Source organism: Streptococcus canis (assembly GCF_900636575.1).
In the GTDB taxonomy this organism is placed as follows: domain Bacteria; phylum Bacillota; class Bacilli; order Lactobacillales; family Streptococcaceae; genus Streptococcus; species Streptococcus canis.
Window position 1 is genome coordinate 1239155 of the sequence record NZ_LR134293.1, and the last position, 18362, is coordinate 1257516.

The window sequence follows — 18362 nt, forward strand, 5'->3', positions numbered from 1 at the left end:
TATAGGGACTTATTGATTCGCCTAACTGTTAGTTGATTAAATTGAGCTTGTTAATGGTGTGACACTAGCATTATTAGCAAGCTCTTTTTATTTAGTCACTTTTATCAGTAAGCGATGAGATTAGATTGAGACGCTTTAGGGTATAAAAGCAAGAAAATCTAATTTACCTTATTCATAAAGTCTCCCCTTACCTATGTATGGTCTGTTATTAACCATGCTGCGCAAGGCTTTAGGTTTATCGGAAAGTAGGAATAAGCAATCGAAAAAGTGCGAACGGAAGAGGGAACGTCCTAGGTTGCAGAAAATCAATATTAAGATAGGTTAAGTTATAAAATAAGTTGACTTTATAAATGTTATTTGTTACTATTCAGTTAGCTCCTTCAGGGGAAAAAATCTCTTGTCAGGAGAGTGATTTTTACCATTTGGTCTTAGAAGAGGATGAGTAATATGACTTACAAAGAGGTTTATCAAGAATGGCTACAAAATGATGCGCTTAGTGAAGACATTAAGGCAGATTTAGTGGCAATCAAGGATAATGAGACTGAGATTCAAGATCGTTTTTACAAGACACTTGAATTTGGAACAGCAGGGCTAAGAGGCAAACTCGGTGCAGGAACCAATCGCATGAATACTTATATGGTTGGTAAAGCTGCGCAAGCTTTAGCCAATACTATCATTGATTATGGTCCTGAGGCAGTTGCAAGAGGCATTGCAGTTAGCTATGATGTGCGCTACCAATCCCAAACATTTGCAGAGTTAACGTGCTCTATCATGGCGGCGAATGGTATCAAGGCTTATATCTATAAGGGCATTAGACCGACACCGATGTGTTCTTATGCTATTCGTGCCTTAGGTTGTATCTCAGGTGTCATGATTACCGCTAGTCATAATCCTCAAGCTTATAACGGTTACAAGGCTTATTGGCAAGAAGGCTCTCAAATTCTAGATGATATTGCAGACCAGATTTCAGACCACATGGCTGCCATCACTTGCTACGAAGACATTAAGCAGATACCTTTTGAGGAAGGCTTAGCTAGCGGTCTTATCAGCTATATTGATGACAGTATCGAAGAGGCTTACAAGCAAGAAGTGCTTGGTTTAACCATTAACGACACAGCTATTGATAAGTCTGTTCGTGTGGTCTATACGCCTCTTAATGGCGTTGGGAATTTACCAGTGCGTGAGGTCTTGATGCGTCGTGGTTTTGACAATGTTTATGTGGTCCCTGAGCAAGAATTACCAGACCCTGATTTTACAACAGTTGGCTACCCTAATCCTGAAGTTCCTAAAGCTTTTGCCTACTCGGAAAAATTAGGTAGGGAAGTTGATGCGGACATTTTGATTGCAACTGACCCTGACTGTGACCGTGTAGCCTTAGAAGTTAAAAATCCAGTTGGGGAATATGTTTTTTTAAATGGTAATAAAATTGGAGCACTCTTGTCTTATTACATTTTTTCACAGCGTGCAGCCTTAGGCAATTTGCCAGAGCGTCCTGTTTTGGTCAAGTCTATTGTGACAGGTGATTTGTCACGGGCTATTGCTAGCTATTATGGTATTGAAACTGTTGAAACCTTGACTGGTTTTAAAAATATTTGTGGCAAGGCAAATGAATATGAGGTGACCAAAGCCAAAACCTACCTCTTTGGTTATGAAGAAAGTATTGGTTTTTGTTATGGGACTTTTGTTCGGGATAAAGATGCTGTCAGTGCGTCAATGATGATTGTTGAAATGGCTGCCTATTATAAAGAAAGAGGTCAAACCTTACTGGATGTTTTAGAAACCATCTACACTACTTTTGGTTATTATAACGAACGTCAAATTGCCTTAGAATTAGAAGGTGTCGAAGGGCAAGAACGTATTGCCAGAATCATGGACGATTTTCGTCAAAGCCCTCTAGAAGCAGTGGCAGAGATGGCTTTGAAAAAAACCATTGATTTCATAGATGGTTATCAAGAGTTTCCAAAACAAAACTGCCTCAAATATTATTTTGACGAGGGTTCTTGGTATGCACTTAGACCCTCTGGCACAGAACCCAAAATCAAACTTTACCTTTATACCATTGGCCAAACACAAGCTGATAGCCTTGCTAAATTAGATGCTATTGAGGCAGCTTGCCGATTAAAAATGGAACAGGTTGACTAGCAACTAAACTAAGAAAGAGGCAAAAAAGTTACTAAGAGCACTGAGGTTCTTAGCTAAAATGATTCACCTAGGGCTGCAGAAACCTTTCTGACAGCTTGACTAGCAACTAAACTAAGAAAGAGGCAAAAAAGTTACTAAGAGCACTGAGGTTCTTAGCTAAAATGATTCACCTAGGGCTGCAGAAACCTTTCTGACAGCCTCTTTTTTGGTTTCCTGAAAAAGGCATACTAAGAGTAGGCAACCAGTAACAGTTTGCAAATAGAAGAGCAGATAATCAAATTTTTGATATAATAGAGAGATGAAAATGAAGGGGGAATGTTGATGACCGAGATAATCGATGGGAAGGCCCTAGCCCAAAAAATGCAAAGCGAACTAACGGCCAAGGTAAAACAATTAAAGCAAGAAAAGAATATTGTACCGGGTCTGGTTGTGATTCTTGTGGGGGATAATCCTGCCAGTCAAGTGTATGTGCGCAATAAAGAACGCGCAGCCCTTGCTGCTGGTTTCAAAAGTGAAACCGTTAGGTTGTCAGAATCTATTTGCCAAGAAGAATTGATTGCCGTCATTGAACGTTATAATGAAGATGAAACAATTCATGGTATCTTGGTCCAATTGCCCTTGCCAAATCACATCAATGATAAGAAAATTATCCTTGCTATCGATCCTAAAAAAGATGTGGATGGTTTTCACCCAATGAATACAGGTCACCTTTGGTCGGGTCGTTCCTTGATGGTTCCTTGTACGCCAGCAGGTATCATGGAAATATTGCGCGAATATGAGGTGGACCTTGAAGGGAAGCATGCGGTGATTATCGGAAGATCTAATATTGTAGGTAAACCAATGGCTCAGCTCTTGTTGGATAAAAATGCAACAGTAACCTTGACGCATTCTAAGACACGGCATTTAGAAGACGTTTGCCGTCATGCAGATGTCTTGATTGTGGCCATTGGACAAGGACATTTCGTCACCAAGAACTTTGTTAAAGAAGGAGCTATTGTCATTGATGTCGGCATGAACCGTGATGACAATGGCAAGTTAATTGGAGATGTGGCCTTTGATGAGGTGGCAGAAGTTGCGGCGAAAATCACTCCTGTACCAGGAGGTGTTGGTCCCATGACGATTACCATGCTATTGGAACAAACCTATCAAGCCGCGCTACGGAGTGTTAGTCGATGATTAGTGATTATAAATTGGCTAGAAAAGTAATTTTACCAAGGCAGAAAGAGACCCATAAAGGGTCCTATGGACGGCTATTGTTGATAGGTGGCTTAGCACCTTACGGTGGTGCTATCATTATGGCAGCTCTAGCTGCTTTAAAAAGTGGAGCAGGTTTAATCACTGTTGCGACTGACCAGACCAATATTTCAGCCTTGCACAGCCATTTACCAGAAGCGATGGCTTTTTCAGTAGATGATAAGCAACTCTTGCTGGCTCAACTTGAAGCAGCTGATCTTGTTTTAATCGGTCCAGGACTTTCTGAAAATAGCACAGCACACAGCTTATTTGAATTGGTCGTGTCTCACATCAAAGGTCATCAACTTTTGTTAGTTGATGGCTCTGCTTTAACAATTGCTGCCCAAAAAGAGTATTCCTTTCAACATTTGGCTGCGCCAGTGATATTGACCCCCCACCAGAAGGAGTGGGAACGTCTTTCGGGCTTGACAATTGAGCGACAGACCGTGACAAACAATCAAAAAGCACTGCAGCAATTTCCTCAAGGTACGATTTTGGTGGCTAAAAGTTCGGCAACAAAACTTTATCAAGATGAGCTGATTTATGAGTTAATTGTTGGAGGGCCTTATCAAGCAACTGGTGGTATGGGAGATACTTTGGCAGGTATGATTGCGGCAATGGCTGTTCAGTTTAAACAGGTTGATTTGTTTGATAGGGTAGCTTGTGCAACCTATCTTCACTCAGCCATTGCTGACCAATTAGCTCAAGAAGCTTATGTGGTTTTACCAACAGCCATTAGTGAAGAAATTCCGAAATGGATGAAGGCTATCAGTGAGGCTGATGAATAGGGCTGCAACAAGGCTAATAGGTGTTTAAAAGGGGAGCTCAGACGGCTCCTTTTTCTGGTTTTCTACTCACTATTTATTCTTAAAAATGGTATAATTGCATTAGTATGCAATGGGACTGAAACAGTTCTAAATAAGTGAAAGGTGGCTTGATGGCAGATTATTTAACCGTCACTCATTTGACGAAGTATTTAAAATTAAAATTTGACCGTGATCCCTATTTGGAACGGGTTTATCTGACTGGTCAAGTATCCAATTTTCGAAAACGACCAACTCATCAGTATTTTTCTTTAAAAGATGAAGGTGCTGTGATTCAGGCAACCATGTGGGCAGGTATTTATAAACAGTTAGGCTTTGAGCTTGAAGAAGGCATGAAGGTCAATGTTATTGGCCGTGTTCAACTTTATGAGCCAGGTGGTTCCTATTCTATCGTGATTGAAAAAGCAGAGCCAGATGGTATTGGTGCTTTGGCCTTGCAGTTTGAACAATTGAAGAAAAAATTAACAGCTGAAGGTTATTTTGAGCAAAAACATAAGCAGTCCTTACCGCAGTTTGTGTCCAAAATTGGGGTCATTACAAGTCCTAGTGGTGCTGTGATTAGAGATATTATCACGACGGTTTCTAGGCGTTTTCCAGGGGTTGAGATTTTATTATTCCCAACTAAAGTGCAAGGTGATGGAGCAGCCCAAGAAGTAGTGGCTAATATTGGCAGAGCTAATGAGCGAGAAGATCTGGATTTACTCATTGTCGGTCGTGGAGGTGGGTCGATAGAAGACCTTTGGGCTTTCAACGAGGAAGTGGTGGTTCAGGCAATTTTTGAATCGAAACTTCCAGTGATTTCAAGTGTGGGGCACGAAACAGATACAACCTTGGCGGATTTTGTGGCAGATCGCAGAGCAGCTACTCCAACAGCAGCAGCAGAACTAGCAACACCTGTTACGAAAACAGACCTTGTTTCTTGGATAGCAGAGCGGCAAAATCGATCTTATCAAGCTTGCTTACGGCGAATTAAGCAAAGGCAAGAATGGGTGGATAAACTGTCACAATCTGTTATTTTTAGGCAGCCAGAACGTTTGTATGATGCCTACCTGCAAAAAATTGATCGCCTTAGCCTGACCTTGGCAAGTACCATCAAAGACCGCTTACGAAGCGCCAAAGAAAGCAAGGTTCAGTTAGATCATGCTTTAGCAGGTCTTCAATTACCAGCAAAAATCGAGCGGTATCAAGACCGTGTTGATACCGCCAGTCGTTTGCTGATTGCCAATATGACTAGTCAATATGATAGTCAGCTGGCCCGCTTTGAAAAGGCTCAGGATACCCTTTTGTCACTAGATACCAGTCGTATTATTGCGCGTGGCTATGCGATGATTGAAAAAAATCACGAGCTGGTTGCCTCCGTAGAACAGATTAGGCAAGGAGATCAGTTGACAATTAACATGCGTGATGGACAATTAGATGTAGAGGTAAAAGATGTCAAAAACGAAAACATTTGAAGAAAACTTACAAGATTTAGAAACCATTGTGAACAAACTTGAAAATGGGGATGTCCCATTGGAAGAAGCCATTTCAGAATTTCAAAAAGGAATGCTTTTATCAAAAGAACTCCAAAAAACTTTACAGGAAGCTGAAAAAACATTGGTTAAGGTAATGCAAACTGATGGCACAGAAGTGGACATGGATGACTGATGGAAAAATTAGCTAGAATTGATGAGGCGATTCGTCGTTACTACAAATCAGGCGTTCAGTCTGTATCTGAAGAGCTTATTGAAGCTATTTTATATTCTGTTGATAGTGGCGGCAAGCGCATTCGACCACTTTTATTACTAGAAGTTATAGAAGGATTTGGCTTATCGTTAGTCGATGCTCATTTTGACTTAGCAGCTGCCCTTGAAATGATTCACACAGGAAGTCTTATTCATGATGACTTACCAGCTATGGACAATGATGATTACCGTCGTGGCAGGCTGACCAGCCACAAACAATTTGGCGAAACCACTGCTATTTTGGCAGGGGATAGTTTGTTCTTGGACCCCTTTGGTCTGATTGCTAAAGCTGATTTGAAAAATGACATCAAGCTTGCCTTGATTCAGGAGCTTTCCCTTGCTTCAGGCACTTTTGGCATGGTTGGTGGGCAAATGCTAGACATGAAAGGGGAAAATCAGGTGTTGACCGTGGCTCAGTTATCTGCTATCCACACTAATAAAACAGGAAAATTATTAGCTTTTCCCTTTATCGCAGCTGGTCTTGTGGCAGAACAGGCAGAAAGTATCTGTCAACAATTAGGCCAAGCAGGACGTCTGGTCGGACTTGCTTTTCAGGTTAGAGATGATATTTTAGATGTAACGGCTAGTTTTGAAGACCTTGGAAAGACCCCTCAAAAAGATTTAGTAGCTGACAAGGCCACTTATCCTAACTTGCTTGGTTTAGAGCAATCTTATCGTATTTTAAACGATAGTTTAGATCAAGCGCTGCTGATTTTTCAAGAACTAGAAACAGCAGTAGGCTTTAAAGCTCAAACCATTATGAAACTGATAGAAGGGTTGCGACTCAATGCCTAAAGAAAGAGTAGATGTATTAGCCTACAAGCAAGGCTTGTTTGAGACAAGAGAACAAGCCAAACGTGGTGTTATGGCAGGTTTGGTGGTCTCTGTGATTAATGGTCAACGCTATGACAAACCAGGAGAAAAAATTGACAAGAGCACTGAATTAAAACTCAAAGGCGAAAAACTCAAATACGTAAGCCGAGGTGGCTTGAAATTGGAGAAAGGCTTGCGGGTTTTTGACTTGTCGGTTGCTGATCAAATTGGTATTGATATTGGAGCTTCAACAGGTGGTTTCACAGATGTCATGTTGCAAGATGGGGCTAAACTGGTCTATGCCGTAGATGTTGGAACCAATCAGTTGGTTTGGAAACTCAGACAAGATCCGCGAGTGAGAAGCATGGAACAATATAATTTCCGTTATGCTCAGCCAGAGGACTTTAGCGAAGGTCAGCCTGTATTTGCCAGTATCGATGTGTCATTTATTTCCCTCCGCTTGATTTTGCCAGCTCTGCATAACGTTTTGTCAGATCAGGGGCATGTTGTTGCCTTAATTAAACCGCAATTTGAGGCCGGGCGCGAGCAGATTGGCAAAAAAGGGATTGTCAAAGACAAAGCTATTCATGAAAAAGTGATCCAAAAAGTAGTTGATTTTGCTCTAGATTACGGATTTACAGTTAAGGGACTTGATTTTTCTCCTATTCAAGGTGGTCATGGCAATATCGAGTTTTTAGCTTATCTTGTTAAATCGCAGAGGCCGGAAGGATTAGCCCCCCAGACTATTCAAGAAGTGATTACCAAAGCGCATAAGGAATTTGAGAAACATGAAAAAGAATGAACGACTTGAACTGATAAAAAAAATGGTCTTGACACATTCTATTGAAACTCAGCACGATTTATTGGCATTATTGGCTGAGCATGGACTAGAATTGACACAGGCCACCATTTCAAGAGATATGAATGAAATTGGGATTGTCAAAATCCCCTCTGGAAGTGGCCGTTATGTTTATGGGCTTTCTCAGGATAGTGGAAAAAAGGTTATCCAAGGTCCAGAATCCATAAAAAGTACTGTTTTAGAGATGTCTGACAAAATAGAAGGTCTTGAACAACATCTTTATTTGAAGGTAGTTCCGGGCAACAGTAAATTGATTAAACGTTACTTGCTAGCTGATTTTGCCGAGGCTATCTTTAGTTTGATTGCAGATGATGACAGCTTACTCTTAATTGCCAAATCAGCTGCAGATGCCGACAAGATTCGACAAGAAGTTTCGCGTTGGATGCAAGGATTAACTTAGAAATATGGGGAGAAAGTCATGTTATTAGAAATTTCCATTAAAAATTTTGCTATTATTGAGGAAATCTCCCTGAATTTTGAAAATGGTATGACAGTTTTAACGGGGGAAACAGGGGCTGGGAAATCCATCATTATTGATGCCATGAATATGATGTTGGGAGCACGTGCCAGCACAGAGGTTATTCGTCATGGCGCTAATAAAGCAGAAATTGAAGGCTTTTTTTCCGTAGATGCCAATCCAGCTCTTGCTGCTTGTTTGGAAGCATCTGGAATTGCTATGGAAGAGGATTTGATTATTCGCCGCGATATTTTTGCCAACGGTAGAAGCGTCAGCCGTATTAATGGTCAAATGGTTAATCTGGCAACTTTGAAGCAGGTTGGTCAATTTTTGGTGGATATTCACGGTCAACATGACCAAGAAGAATTAATGCGACCACAATTACACCAGCATATCTTGGATACCTTTGGTGACAAAGCTTTTGGACAATTGAAAGAGGCTTACCAGCTTATTTTTGACCGCTACAAGAACTTGCGCAAGCAGGTTCTTGACAAGCAAAGAAATGAAAAGGAACACAAAGAGCGTCTTGATATGTTGGCTTTTCAGATGGCAGAAATTGAGGCTGCTGCCTTGAGTCGAGGTGAAGACGAGCGGTTATATCAAGAGCGTGACCGCTTATTGAACCATAAAAAAATTGCCGATACCTTGACCAACGCTTATGTCATGTTAGATAATGACGATTTTTCAAGCCTATCCAATATTCGTTCTAGCATGAATGACTTGCTGTCTATTGAGCAGTTTGCCCCTGACTATAAAGCCATGTCAACCACAATTTCGGAAGCTTATTACATTTTGGAAGAAGTCAGTAAGCAGTTGTCTGATACCATTGATCAACTGGACTTTGATGGTGATCGCTTGCAAGAAATCGAATTCCGCTTGGATACCCTTAATAGTTTGACCCGTAAATATGGCGGGGATGTTACTGATGTTCTGGACTATTATGACAATATTGTCAAAGAATATCAACTATTAACAGGAGATGACCGTTCCTCAGGGGATTTAGAATCCGAATTAAAGGTTTTGGAAAAACAATTGGTAGCTGCAGCTACTGATTTGAGTGAGTATCGCCACCAACTGGCAAATCGGTTAGAAGCTGATATTAAAGCCGAACTTAGGGAACTTTACATGGAAAAAGCTGATTTTAAAGTGCAGTTTACTAAATCAAAGTTTAACCGTGAAGGTAATGAAAACCTAGAGTTCTATATTTCAACTAACCCAGGTGAAGGCTTCAAGCCACTGGTTAAAGTCGCTTCTGGGGGTGAACTATCTCGTTTGATGTTGGCCATCAAGGCTGCTATCTCTAAAAAAGAAGATAAAACCAGTATTGTTTTTGACGAGGTAGATACGGGTGTTTCTGGCCGTGTCGCTCAAGCGATTGCCCAGAAAATTTATAAAATTGGCTGTCATGGGCAAGTTCTTGCTATTTCTCATTTGCCACAGGTCATTGCCATAGCGGATTATCAGTATTTTATTTCTAAAGAAAGCAAAGAGGAATCAACCGTTTCTAAGGTCAGATTATTGACGTCAGAAGAACGTGTTGAGGAAATTGCTAAAATGATTGCTGGTGCAGATCTGACAGAAGCAGCACTTACTCAGGCGCGTGAACTGCTTGTCAAACATTAAAAAGAGGATAAGTTCCATTTAGTTGATGACACCTTTTAAAAGAAAAGTTGCTGAGCTTACTTGTTTGTAGTTCTAGGAATAACACTTCCTAAAGATTATCTAACATTCACTTTGGTGGCTTCTTTTTAGTGAACACTCTTGACAAACCCCTGATAAATAGTAGAATAGATAAGATAATTTCAATCTAGGAGCCATCAATGTCTAATAAAAAAGTATATTTATCAAGTATTATTGTATTAGCAACCTTGGTGTGTGGTCCTAACACTGTTACGGCTGAACAGTTTTCAACAGGTAAGGTTAGTAGTTATCAAGCAAGTCTTGTCGAAGGTGAGTTAACAGCTCAAGAAGCACTGAAACAACGGCAGCCCCAAGCAGGTGAATCTTCTAAAGCCAGTTTTGAGGATTTTCCAGAAGACTCTCAAACCCAAGAAGCTCCTCTTGATTCCAAAGTTGAATTCGAGCCTATTCCTGAGATAGCAGAGGTCGAGCCGATTTCTCTTGATTCTGGTCAGGTCTTCTGAGTCAGAGAAGTCGGAACTGAAGGCGCTACCAATAGTCCCCCGAAATGAGGAGATTAACTGGGCTGCTGCTGCGAACGCACGCTTACCTATCTCCGAAGAGGATTCCTTGAAGATTGACAATCCAAAACCACATGTCAGAAGCTTGCCAAGTCTGACCTTTCAGTATATGGTAGCCAAACACAATTTGAATCAAAAAAAGGATGCTCTCAACCAAGCAACGAAAAAGTTAGCCCTCTTAATGACACAAAAGCCTGACTTGACTACTCAGGTTTATACGATTGGTCATACTTTTGGAGAAGTGTTGGCAGCTCACTACGAAAAGAAAACAGTCTATAAATCAAAGCCATCTAATCAGACCGTTGGTACGCCAAGTGCAGTTATAGATGAATTGAGAAAACTGATTTCTCACATTGGTGATTCTAAACAAGAGATTAAGGTGCCTTATAATCGAAAAATTAGCATGATTACCGTTAAGAAAAAGGTCAGCCTACCAGCAACGGGTGGCAAAGTTTCTCTTTCACTTACCTTACTTGGTTTAGCCTCCTTAATAACAGCACCTGCTATGGCATTAAGACATACTAACAAGTTGGGGAACTTTGATTAATCAAGCCACTTATGTTCATTAGTAAAGATGATCAGACAGAAAGTCAACTTATTAAAGGTTGGTCTTCTGTCTTTTTTATCTTTCTTCATATGGATAAATTTCCCATTCATCGGTAAGTGATTGCTGTACTTGAAAAAACGTTTTTCCAAGCTTTATATCATAAGTATTCCTAATTTTGATTTATTTGCTAAGGAGTGATAAAATAAGATGATGAGAAACTAGTCTAGAATGGAAAAATACATGGGAACTATTAAAATTGTTACAGATTCATCAATAACCATTGAACCAGAACTAATTGAGGCACTCGATATTACAGTAGTGCCCCTATCTGTTATGGTTGATAGTAAATTATATTCTGATAATGACTTAAAAGAAGAAGGCTATTTTTTAAGCCTTATGAAGGCTAGCAAATCCCTTCCTAAAACCAGTCAGCCACCAGTTGGTCTTTTTGCTGAAACTTACGAAAATTTGGTCAACAAAGGCGCAACTAACATTGTTGCTATTCATCTCTCGCCAGCCCTCTCAGGTACTATTGAAGCTTCACGACAAGGAGCCGAAATTGCTGAAGCACCAGTCGCGGTTTTGGATTCTGGCTTTACAGACCAAGCCATGAAATTTCAGGTGGTTGAGGCAGCAAAATTAGCACAAGCAGGGGCCAGTCTTGAAGAGATCTTGGCGGCTGTCCAAGCCATTAAGTCAAAGACAGAGCTCTATATCGGGGTTTCAACTTTAGAAAATCTAGTAAAGGGTGGACGAATTGGTCGTGTTACTGGTGTCCTTAGTTCCTTACTCAATGTTAGGGTGGTTATGGAACTTAAAAATGATGAGTTGAAAACACTTGTCAAAGGTCGGGGGAATAAAACCTTTATCAAATGGCTAGACAGTTATTTGGCAGCTAACAATGATCGTTCAATTGCAGAAGTGGCTATTTCTTATGCGGGAGAAGCTGACTTGGCTATGGCTCTAAAAGAAAAAATTGCAATCCAATATGATGGGTCTATCCCTGTTTTAGAAACAGGCTCTATTATCCAAACCCACACGGGTGAGGGAGCTTTTGCGGTCATGGTTCGCTATGAATAATCGTCGATTTCTTAGCGGTCTTCTCTTCTTCCTTGTTAGTCTAGGTTTTGCCTTTTTGCTTCTAAATATCCTGATTCCTAAGTCAGATTCACGCTTGAAGAAAAGTGATTTTTTAAAAAGCGAGCAAGTGGCGATTAACTATGTTGCTATCGGTGATTCACTCACTGAGGGAGTGGGGGATTTGACCAACCAAGGTGGTTTTGTACCTTTATTGTCAAGTGACATGGGAGAGTATTTTAGAGCCAAGGTCAGCCACCAAAATTATGGGGTGTCTGGCAACACCAGTCAACAAATTCTGGATAGGATGACCAAGGAAAAGGAGATCAAGACAGCTTTAAAAGAGGCTGACGTAATGACCCTAACCGTTGGAGGCAATGATGTCATGGCGGTGATTAGAAAACATCTAGCTGATCTGCAAGTTTCCAGTTTTAAAAAGCCAGCTCGTCAATATCAAGAGCGCTTACGAAAGATACTGGATTTGGCTAGAAAAGATAATAAAGACCTTCCTATCTTTGTTATCGGCATCTATAATCCCTTCTATTTGAATTTTCCAGAATTAACCGACATGCAAAAGGTTATTGATGATTGGAACGACAAAACCAAAGAAGTCCTGGAAGAGTATGATCATGTTTATTTTGTTCCTATTAATGACCTTTTGTATAAAGGTGTCAATGGACAAGAAGGTATTGTTCAATCCTCAGGGGATCAAACCACAGTTGTTAACGATGCCTTGTTTACTGGGGACCATTTTCACCCCAATAATACCGGCTATCAAATCATGTCAGATGCAGTAATGGAGAAAATCAGAAAGCATGAAAAAGACTTTAACCCTTAATTGGTGGAAATGGGGCTTTTTGCTCTTACTAGCTTTTAATACCGCCTTCTTACTGGTGATTGGAAGTCGCCTTATCCAAGTAAGAGAACCTGAATCAGAATTAATCGCTCAAAAGGCGACTAAGGATGTTAAAATTGGCACATTTACCACTACAAGAGAACAACTTAATGAAACCGTCGCTAGTTATCTTAAAGATTATCAATCTGAAAAGATGCACTATAAGTTTTACGCCACCTCTTCTTCTATTTTATTTGAAGGCACCTATCAGCTTTTAGGCTATGAGGTACCTCTATACATTTATTTTCAACCCCATCGGCTAGATAGTGGAGCTATCCAATTACAGGTTATCTCCTTTTCGGTAGGAACCTTACCTTTACCCGAAAAAGACGTGTTGCAGTATCTGAAATCAAGCTATCAATTGCCAAAATTTGTGAAGGTGATGCCACAGCAATCAGCAATAGTAGTAAATTTACAAGAGATAAGAAATGATGCTAAGGTCTATTTAAAAGCCAAGAAAATCGATTTATTTAAAGATGAAATCAGTTTCAATATTTACAAGAAATAAGCTCAAATAACGTTAAATACTTGACCTAAGCGCTTTTTTTAGATATGATAATATCTGTTAAAGCATTACGCTTACTAATTATTTGGAGGATTTGTTAAATGGCTAACAAACAAGATTTAATCGCGAAAGTTGCAGAAGCAACTGAACTTACAAAAAAAGATTCAGCAGCAGCAGTTGATGCCGTATTTTCTGCAATCGAAGCTTTTCTTGCTGAAGGTGAAAAAGTACAATTAATCGGCTTTGGTAACTTCGAAGTGCGCGAACGTGCAGCTCGTAAAGGTCGTAACCCACAAACTGGTGCAGAAATTGAAATCGCAGCTTCAAAAGTTCCAGCATTCAAAGCTGGTAAAGCTCTTAAAGACGCTGTTAAATAATAAATTTTTAAAAAGCCCGTCATATCAAGCTTTCTAGCTTGTGTGATGGGCTTTTTTCTGTGTTTTGGGGCATTTTTGGGGCATAAAGCAAATTTGTTCTGTTTTTTTGAAGTCAGAAGCCATATCCATAAATTCTTTCACTTCGACATGCATCCTATCTAAGGCTACTAAAAACTTATTGAGGGAAATATCTGACTGCCCTCGTTCAAAGCGTGATAATTGGGACAAGGAAATAGAGTCTCCTGCAATTTGTTGTAAGGAAAGGTTTTGATTTCATCTTAATTCACGAAGGGTTTCTCCTAATGGTTTTGCCATGCTGTAAATCCTCCTTTTATCAGTATATCATTTCCTTAGTTAGGGATAAGTTTTTCTCATATTTGCAAATAGTAGATGTAGAGATTTTTGAAAAAACAAGTCTGTAAAAAAGCTTAGTTAGAATCGCTCTAAATTACTTGACTTATTTATTTAGAATTATTACAATTAATATATCTTAAAGATTGAGATAACTTTTAATTGTGAGGGAACTAAAAATGACAATCAGAGCATGGATGACAGACCATCTTCATTTAATGGAGACTTTAGCCTGTCTGGTATTCATAATAATCGGACTAACCTTTTTACACCCATTTCCACAAGTTGCTTCCGCTATTTTCATTATAGCCTTCTTGATTGGAGGATATGAATCAGCCAAAGCAGGCTTGCTCGATTTGGTGAAGAACAAACACTTGTCAGTGGATATTTTGATGATTTTGGCAGCTATTGGTGCTGGAATTATTGGCTATTGGCTGGAGGGTGCTCTGCTTATTTTTATCTTTTCCTTGTCCAATACGCTTGAAGAAATGGCCATGGAAAAAAGTAAGGATGCTATTTCTGCCTTGATGTCCTTAACGCCAGATACTGCTCGTCGCTATCAAGAAGGTGGTCGTATTTTAGAAGTTGAGACCAAGACCTTGAGTGTTGGTGATCGTTTACAAGTTCGTAAGGGGGAAACTGTTCCAATTGACGGACAGTTACTTAGTCCTTTTGGTCAATTTGATGAATCTATGGTCACTGGTGAGCCTATCACAGTCGATAAGGCAGAAGGTCAGAATCTTATCGGGGGAACCATTAACCAGGGACAAGCCATAGACATGTTGGTTACCGTTGAAAATGAGAATACCCTCTTTGCCAAGATTGTTAATCTGGTGGAATCTGCCCAAGGACAAAAAAGTAAAACAGCTACCTTTATTGAAAGGTTGGAAGATAGTTACGTCAAGTTTGTCCTCGTCCTCGTTCCAACCTTTATTTTCTTTAGCCACTTAGTCCTTGCTTGGACTTGGTTGGATGCTTTTTACCGAGGCATGATTCTCTTAACGGTGGCTTCTCCTTGTGCGTTGATTGCAAGTTCTACCCCTGCAAGTCTTTCAGCTATTTCTCGTGCAGCCCGTAAGGGATTGATTATCAAAGGTGGAGATATTATTGATAATATGGGAGATATTAAGGCTGTTGTGATGGATAAAACGGGGACATTGACCCAAGGAAAGCCTTCTGTGGTGAATGCTCACTATTTGGAAGATGAGTTGCTCGTGAATAGACTGGTAAAAGGAGCAGAGGCTGCTAGTATCCACCCTATTTCTAAAGCCCTTCTTGACTACACTGAAAAATTGGAGCCACTTACCTTTGACCAATTAGAAGAAATTTCTGGGAAAGGTTTTCAGGGCTTCTATCAAGGGCAAGAATGGCGAATTGGTAAAAAATCCTTTATTTTGGAAAAGGTTCAAGACCTATCAGCTTTTGAAAAAACTATTCAAGAGGAAGAAAATCAAGGGAAGACGTTGATCTTTGTGTCCTGTGACCATCAATTGATAGCTTACTATGTCCTATTAGATGACATCAAAATAGAATCACAACGTGCTATTGAGACCCTCCATGCCATGGGAATTAAAACAGTCATGTTAACAGGAGATCAAGAACGGACCGCTAATTATGTGGCTCAAAAACTTGGTATTGATGAAGTGGTAGCCAACTGTATGCCTCAAGATAAGGTGGCTAAGTTAGCGGAATTAAAGACTAAATATGGTTTTGTTGCCATGGTAGGAGATGGTATTAATGATGCGCCTGCTTTAGCGCAAGCAGATGTGTCCTATGCTATTGGGTCAGGAACAGATATTGCCATGGAAAGTGCAGATAGTGTGATCATGGACGACTTGACCCGTATTCCATTTTCGATTCAACTTTCCCGCAAAATGAAAACCATTGTCAAACAAAATATCGTTTTGGCCTTATCTGTAATTACCTTATTGATTTTAGCCAATGTTTTTCAGGTAGTTAACTTGCCACTTGGTGTTGTTGGACACGAAGGCTCAACGATTTTAGTTATTTTGAATGGCTTGCGCTTACTTTCTTTTAAATAACTTAGAAACTTGCTTGATTTCTTGAATACGATTATAATAATAGTGAGACTTATGAAGGCAGAATTACTTTTATGGTTACTATTATTATCGTTGGTTTAGCTATATTTTCAATGATCAAAATAATGCTATTTTTCTATTACTATCGAAAATTTGAGCAAAAGCAAAAGAAGAAATTGGATTTCCAAAACCAGCAAAGACATTCAGATGAGACTACTGACGTGTCTCCAAAGGACTTTCCATTACAAAGTAAAGAAGTCTAGGATGATGTATCGCCCTCTAAAGAGTTAGAATGGTTATCTAACGTTAGGAGAATATACCTTATCATTCTAGACTTCTTTTTTGGTCTTAGTTCATATAGTTCAACTGCCCACGAAAATCTTCTAGGGATTGGTAGCCTTTTTCAGCCATAATCGTTTTTAGTTCCTTAGTGACCCGTTCAAAGATAGCTGGTCCTTCCTGATGGAGGGCTGTGCCAATTTGGACCATGCTTGCTCCACAAAGAATGTGCTCAAAAGCATCACGTCCAGTTTTGACCCCACCTGTACCAATGATTTTGATAGAAGGTTTTAAGCGTTGGTAAAAGGCGTGGACGTTGGCAAGAGCAGTAGGTTTAATGTAATCGCCACCAATACCACCAAATCCATTTTTAGGCTTGATGACCACTTGCTCATCCTCAATGACTAGCCCATTGCCAATAGAATTGACACAATTAACAAAGGTCAGTGGGTATTTGTTGAAGATGGCAGCAGCTTGATCAAAATGCACAATGTCAAAATAAGGAGGCAATTTAACCCCGAGGGGCTTGGTGTAATAAGCAAAAATGCTTTCAAGTAGCTGATCGGTAGTTTCAAAGTCATAGGCAATTTGTGGTTTGCCTGGGACATTTGGACAAGAAAGGTTCAACTCCACAAGTCCTTCATAATCAGAAGCCATAATGGTTTTTAAGATGGTTTGTGTCTCGACAGGAGATAGTCCGACCACAGACAGGAAATGGGGCTTGGCTTGGTCAGATTTAGCAAGATCACTGACAATGTCTAGATAATATTGAAAACCATGGTTGGGAAGGCCCATTGAATTGATAGAACCAAGGCTAGTATCTGCGTAGCGAGGTTCTGGATTACCTTGACGAGCTTCTAGGGTTCCTGTTTTGGTGATAAAGGAAGCTGCTTGGGAGTTTTCAATCTCTAGAAGTTCCTCTTTTGTCATACAATAAATGCCAGCAGCGTTCATCAAACAGTTATCAAAAGTAAAAATACCAATTTGTGTAGCAGTAGAAACCATTATTTCCTCCATATTTTAGACAAATTTTTTCTATTCTACCACTAGACCTGAATAATAGCAAGCTGTTTTTTAGAAAAGTTTGGGTTTAGGGTGGTTATTTCCGAATTTTGATTATTTTCATGATATTCACAAAAGGATTTTCAATAAAAAGGGGAATAGACTAGCTTTTTTACCCTATTTTTTGTAAAATAGAAGTTATAAAAAGGTAGCAACCTTTAAATTAAAAGGAGATATTAACTAATGGTAAAATTGGTTTTCGCTCGCCACGGTGAGTCAGAATGGAACAAAGCTAACCTCTTCACTGGTTGGGCAGATGTTGATCTTTCAGAAAAAGGAACACAACAAGCGATTGATGCAGGTAAATTAATCAAAGAAGCAGGCATCGAATTTGACCTTGCTTTCACTTCAGTATTGACACGTGCCATCAAGACAACTAATCTTGCTCTTGAAAATGCAGGTCAATTGTGGGTTCCAACTGAAAAATCATGGCGCTTAAACGAGCGTCACTATGGTGCTTTGACTGGTAAAAACAAAGCAGAAGCTGCTGAACAATTTGGTGATGAGCAAGTTCACATCTGGCGTCGTTCATACGATGTCTTGCCACCAGCTATGGCTAAAGATGATGAGTATTCAGCACACAAAGATCGTCGTTATGCTGACCTTGACCCAGCCCTTATTCCAGATGCTGAAAACTTAAAAGTAACCCTTGAACGCGCTATGCCTTATTGGGAAGAAAAAATTGCTCCAGCTCTTCTTGACGGTAAAAACGTATTTGTTGGTGCACACGGTAACTCAATCCGTGCTCTTGTGAAACACATTAAAGGTCTTTCAGATGATGAAATCATGAATGTGGAAATTCCAAACTTCCCACCACTTGTTTTCGAACTTGATGAAAAACTTAACATTGTTAAAGAATACTACCTCGGTGGTGAATAATTTTGAAACCAGACTTCGGTTTGGTTTTTTTGTTGCTCTGTTTGGGGAAGAAAGAAAGTTCTGCTTAAAAATATGATATGATAGAACTAACTTGAAAA

The 18362-nt window shown here is 39.8% G+C and carries 19 protein-coding genes; 17 read left to right on the forward strand and 2 right to left on the reverse strand.

Annotated features, from left to right (window positions below; translation table 11 throughout):
* The first annotated feature begins 447 nt into the window (after positions 1-447).
* The 15 genes from EL097_RS06370 (at position 448) to EL097_RS06440 (ending at position 13654) form a co-directional block, all read left to right on the forward strand.
* Positions 448-2142 (forward strand): phospho-sugar mutase, encoded by a 1695-nt coding sequence (locus tag EL097_RS06370; RefSeq protein WP_003044304.1) that lies wholly within the window; start codon positions 448-450, stop codon positions 2140-2142.
* A gap of 321 nt (positions 2143-2463) precedes the next feature.
* Positions 2464-3318 carry a bifunctional methylenetetrahydrofolate dehydrogenase/methenyltetrahydrofolate cyclohydrolase gene (locus EL097_RS06375; protein WP_129544992.1) on the forward strand — a complete coding sequence of 285 codons (855 nt, stop codon included), beginning with the start codon at positions 2464-2466 and terminating at the stop codon, positions 3316-3318.
* Entirely contained in the window at positions 3315-4163 is an 849-nt protein-coding gene (locus EL097_RS06380; protein ID WP_003044300.1) for an NAD(P)H-hydrate dehydratase, read from the forward strand. Before EL097_RS06375 ends, EL097_RS06380 begins: the two co-directional genes overlap by 4 nt.
* A 149-nt stretch (positions 4164-4312) precedes the next feature.
* The gene (gene xseA / locus EL097_RS06385; protein WP_003044297.1) at positions 4313-5653 is read left to right on the forward strand and encodes an exodeoxyribonuclease VII large subunit; all 1341 of its coding nucleotides are present in this window, start codon (positions 4313-4315) and stop codon (positions 5651-5653) included.
* A complete protein-coding gene (locus tag EL097_RS06390) occupies positions 5631-5846 on the forward strand; it encodes an exodeoxyribonuclease VII small subunit (protein WP_003044293.1) in 216 nt (71 codons plus the stop codon). Before xseA ends, EL097_RS06390 begins: the two co-directional genes overlap by 23 nt.
* Entirely contained in the window at positions 5846-6718 is an 873-nt protein-coding gene (locus EL097_RS06395; RefSeq protein WP_003044290.1) for a polyprenyl synthetase family protein, read from the forward strand. The genes EL097_RS06390 and EL097_RS06395 overlap by 1 nt, the downstream gene beginning before the upstream one ends.
* A complete protein-coding gene (locus EL097_RS06400) occupies positions 6711-7538 on the forward strand; it encodes a TlyA family RNA methyltransferase (protein ID WP_003044288.1) in 828 nt (275 codons plus the stop codon). Before EL097_RS06395 ends, EL097_RS06400 begins: the two co-directional genes overlap by 8 nt.
* Positions 7525-7995, forward strand: a complete 471-nt coding sequence (locus EL097_RS06405) for an arginine repressor (RefSeq protein ID WP_003044285.1) — start codon at positions 7525-7527, stop codon at positions 7993-7995. Before EL097_RS06400 ends, EL097_RS06405 begins: the two co-directional genes overlap by 14 nt.
* Positions 7996-8013: 18 nt before the next feature.
* Positions 8014-9675 (forward strand): DNA repair protein RecN, encoded by a 1662-nt coding sequence (recN, locus tag EL097_RS06410; RefSeq protein WP_003044282.1) that lies wholly within the window; start codon positions 8014-8016, stop codon positions 9673-9675.
* A 197-nt stretch (positions 9676-9872) separates the two neighbouring features.
* On the forward strand, positions 9873-10196 hold the full coding sequence (locus EL097_RS06415; RefSeq protein ID WP_003044279.1) for a hypothetical protein: 324 nt from the start codon (positions 9873-9875) through the stop codon (positions 10194-10196).
* Between the two features lie 106 nt (positions 10197-10302).
* Entirely contained in the window at positions 10303-10800 is a 498-nt protein-coding gene (locus EL097_RS06420) for an LPXTG cell wall anchor domain-containing protein (protein ID WP_003044276.1), read from the forward strand.
* Between the two features lie 240 nt (positions 10801-11040).
* Positions 11041-11880: a DegV family protein gene (locus tag EL097_RS06425; RefSeq protein WP_003044269.1), complete on the forward strand. Its 840-nt coding sequence runs from the start codon at positions 11041-11043 to the stop codon at positions 11878-11880.
* Positions 11873-12715: an SGNH/GDSL hydrolase family protein gene (locus EL097_RS06430; RefSeq protein ID WP_003044267.1), complete on the forward strand. Its 843-nt coding sequence runs from the start codon at positions 11873-11875 to the stop codon at positions 12713-12715. The genes EL097_RS06425 and EL097_RS06430 overlap by 8 nt, the downstream gene beginning before the upstream one ends.
* Positions 12693-13280, forward strand: a complete 588-nt coding sequence (locus EL097_RS06435) for a YpmS family protein (protein ID WP_003044265.1) — start codon at positions 12693-12695, stop codon at positions 13278-13280. The genes EL097_RS06430 and EL097_RS06435 overlap by 23 nt, the downstream gene beginning before the upstream one ends.
* A 98-nt stretch (positions 13281-13378) precedes the next feature.
* Entirely contained in the window at positions 13379-13654 is a 276-nt protein-coding gene (locus EL097_RS06440; RefSeq protein ID WP_003044261.1) for an HU family DNA-binding protein, read from the forward strand.
* Positions 13655-13687: 33 nt separating this feature from the next.
* Here EL097_RS06440 and EL097_RS10905 read toward each other — a convergent pair whose 3' ends face one another.
* Positions 13688-13882, reverse strand: coding sequence for a helix-turn-helix domain-containing protein (locus tag EL097_RS10905; protein WP_003044258.1), 195 nt, complete (start codon positions 13880-13882; stop codon positions 13688-13690).
* Between the two features lie 302 nt (positions 13883-14184).
* On the opposite strand from EL097_RS10905, the gene EL097_RS06450 reads away from it, so the two are divergent.
* On the forward strand, positions 14185-16047 hold the full coding sequence (locus tag EL097_RS06450) for a heavy metal translocating P-type ATPase (RefSeq protein ID WP_003044256.1): 1863 nt from the start codon (positions 14185-14187) through the stop codon (positions 16045-16047).
* A 345-nt stretch (positions 16048-16392) separates the two neighbouring features.
* On the opposite strand, the gene EL097_RS06460 is transcribed toward EL097_RS06450, so the two are convergent.
* Positions 16393-17328, reverse strand: coding sequence for a dihydroorotate oxidase (locus EL097_RS06460; RefSeq protein WP_003044248.1), 936 nt, complete (start codon positions 17326-17328; stop codon positions 16393-16395).
* A 240-nt stretch (positions 17329-17568) separates the two neighbouring features.
* Between EL097_RS06460 and EL097_RS06465 the strand changes: the two genes are divergently transcribed.
* Complete coding sequence (locus EL097_RS06465) at positions 17569-18264, forward strand: phosphoglycerate mutase (RefSeq protein WP_003044245.1); 696 nt, start codon at positions 17569-17571, stop codon at positions 18262-18264.
* Positions 18265-18362: the final 98 nt, after the last annotated feature.

Coding starts and splice junctions, on each gene's coding strand:
- EL097_RS06370 (WP_003044304.1), top strand. CDS start 448: ATGACTTACAAAGAGGTTTATCAAGAATGGCTACAAAATGATGCGCTT.
- EL097_RS06375 (WP_129544992.1), top strand. CDS start 2,464: ATGACCGAGATAATCGATGGGAAGGCCCTAGCCCAAAAAATGCAAAGC.
- EL097_RS06380 (WP_003044300.1), top strand. CDS start 3,315: ATGATTAGTGATTATAAATTGGCTAGAAAAGTAATTTTACCAAGGCAG.
- xseA (WP_003044297.1), top strand. CDS start 4,313: ATGGCAGATTATTTAACCGTCACTCATTTGACGAAGTATTTAAAATTA.
- EL097_RS06390 (WP_003044293.1), top strand. CDS start 5,631: ATGTCAAAAACGAAAACATTTGAAGAAAACTTACAAGATTTAGAAACC.
- EL097_RS06395 (WP_003044290.1), top strand. CDS start 5,846: ATGGAAAAATTAGCTAGAATTGATGAGGCGATTCGTCGTTACTACAAA.
- EL097_RS06400 (WP_003044288.1), top strand. CDS start 6,711: ATGCCTAAAGAAAGAGTAGATGTATTAGCCTACAAGCAAGGCTTGTTT.
- EL097_RS06405 (WP_003044285.1), top strand. CDS start 7,525: ATGAAAAAGAATGAACGACTTGAACTGATAAAAAAAATGGTCTTGACA.
- recN (WP_003044282.1), top strand. CDS start 8,014: ATGTTATTAGAAATTTCCATTAAAAATTTTGCTATTATTGAGGAAATC.
- EL097_RS06415 (WP_003044279.1), top strand. CDS start 9,873: ATGTCTAATAAAAAAGTATATTTATCAAGTATTATTGTATTAGCAACC.
- EL097_RS06425 (WP_003044269.1), top strand. CDS start 11,041: ATGGGAACTATTAAAATTGTTACAGATTCATCAATAACCATTGAACCA.
- EL097_RS06430 (WP_003044267.1), top strand. CDS start 11,873: ATGAATAATCGTCGATTTCTTAGCGGTCTTCTCTTCTTCCTTGTTAGT.
- EL097_RS06435 (WP_003044265.1), top strand. CDS start 12,693: ATGAAAAAGACTTTAACCCTTAATTGGTGGAAATGGGGCTTTTTGCTC.
- EL097_RS06440 (WP_003044261.1), top strand. CDS start 13,379: ATGGCTAACAAACAAGATTTAATCGCGAAAGTTGCAGAAGCAACTGAA.
- EL097_RS06450 (WP_003044256.1), top strand. CDS start 14,185: ATGACAATCAGAGCATGGATGACAGACCATCTTCATTTAATGGAGACT.
- EL097_RS06460 (WP_003044248.1), bottom strand. CDS start 17,328: ATGGTTTCTACTGCTACACAAATTGGTATTTTTACTTTTGATAACTGT.
- EL097_RS06465 (WP_003044245.1), top strand. CDS start 17,569: ATGGTAAAATTGGTTTTCGCTCGCCACGGTGAGTCAGAATGGAACAAA.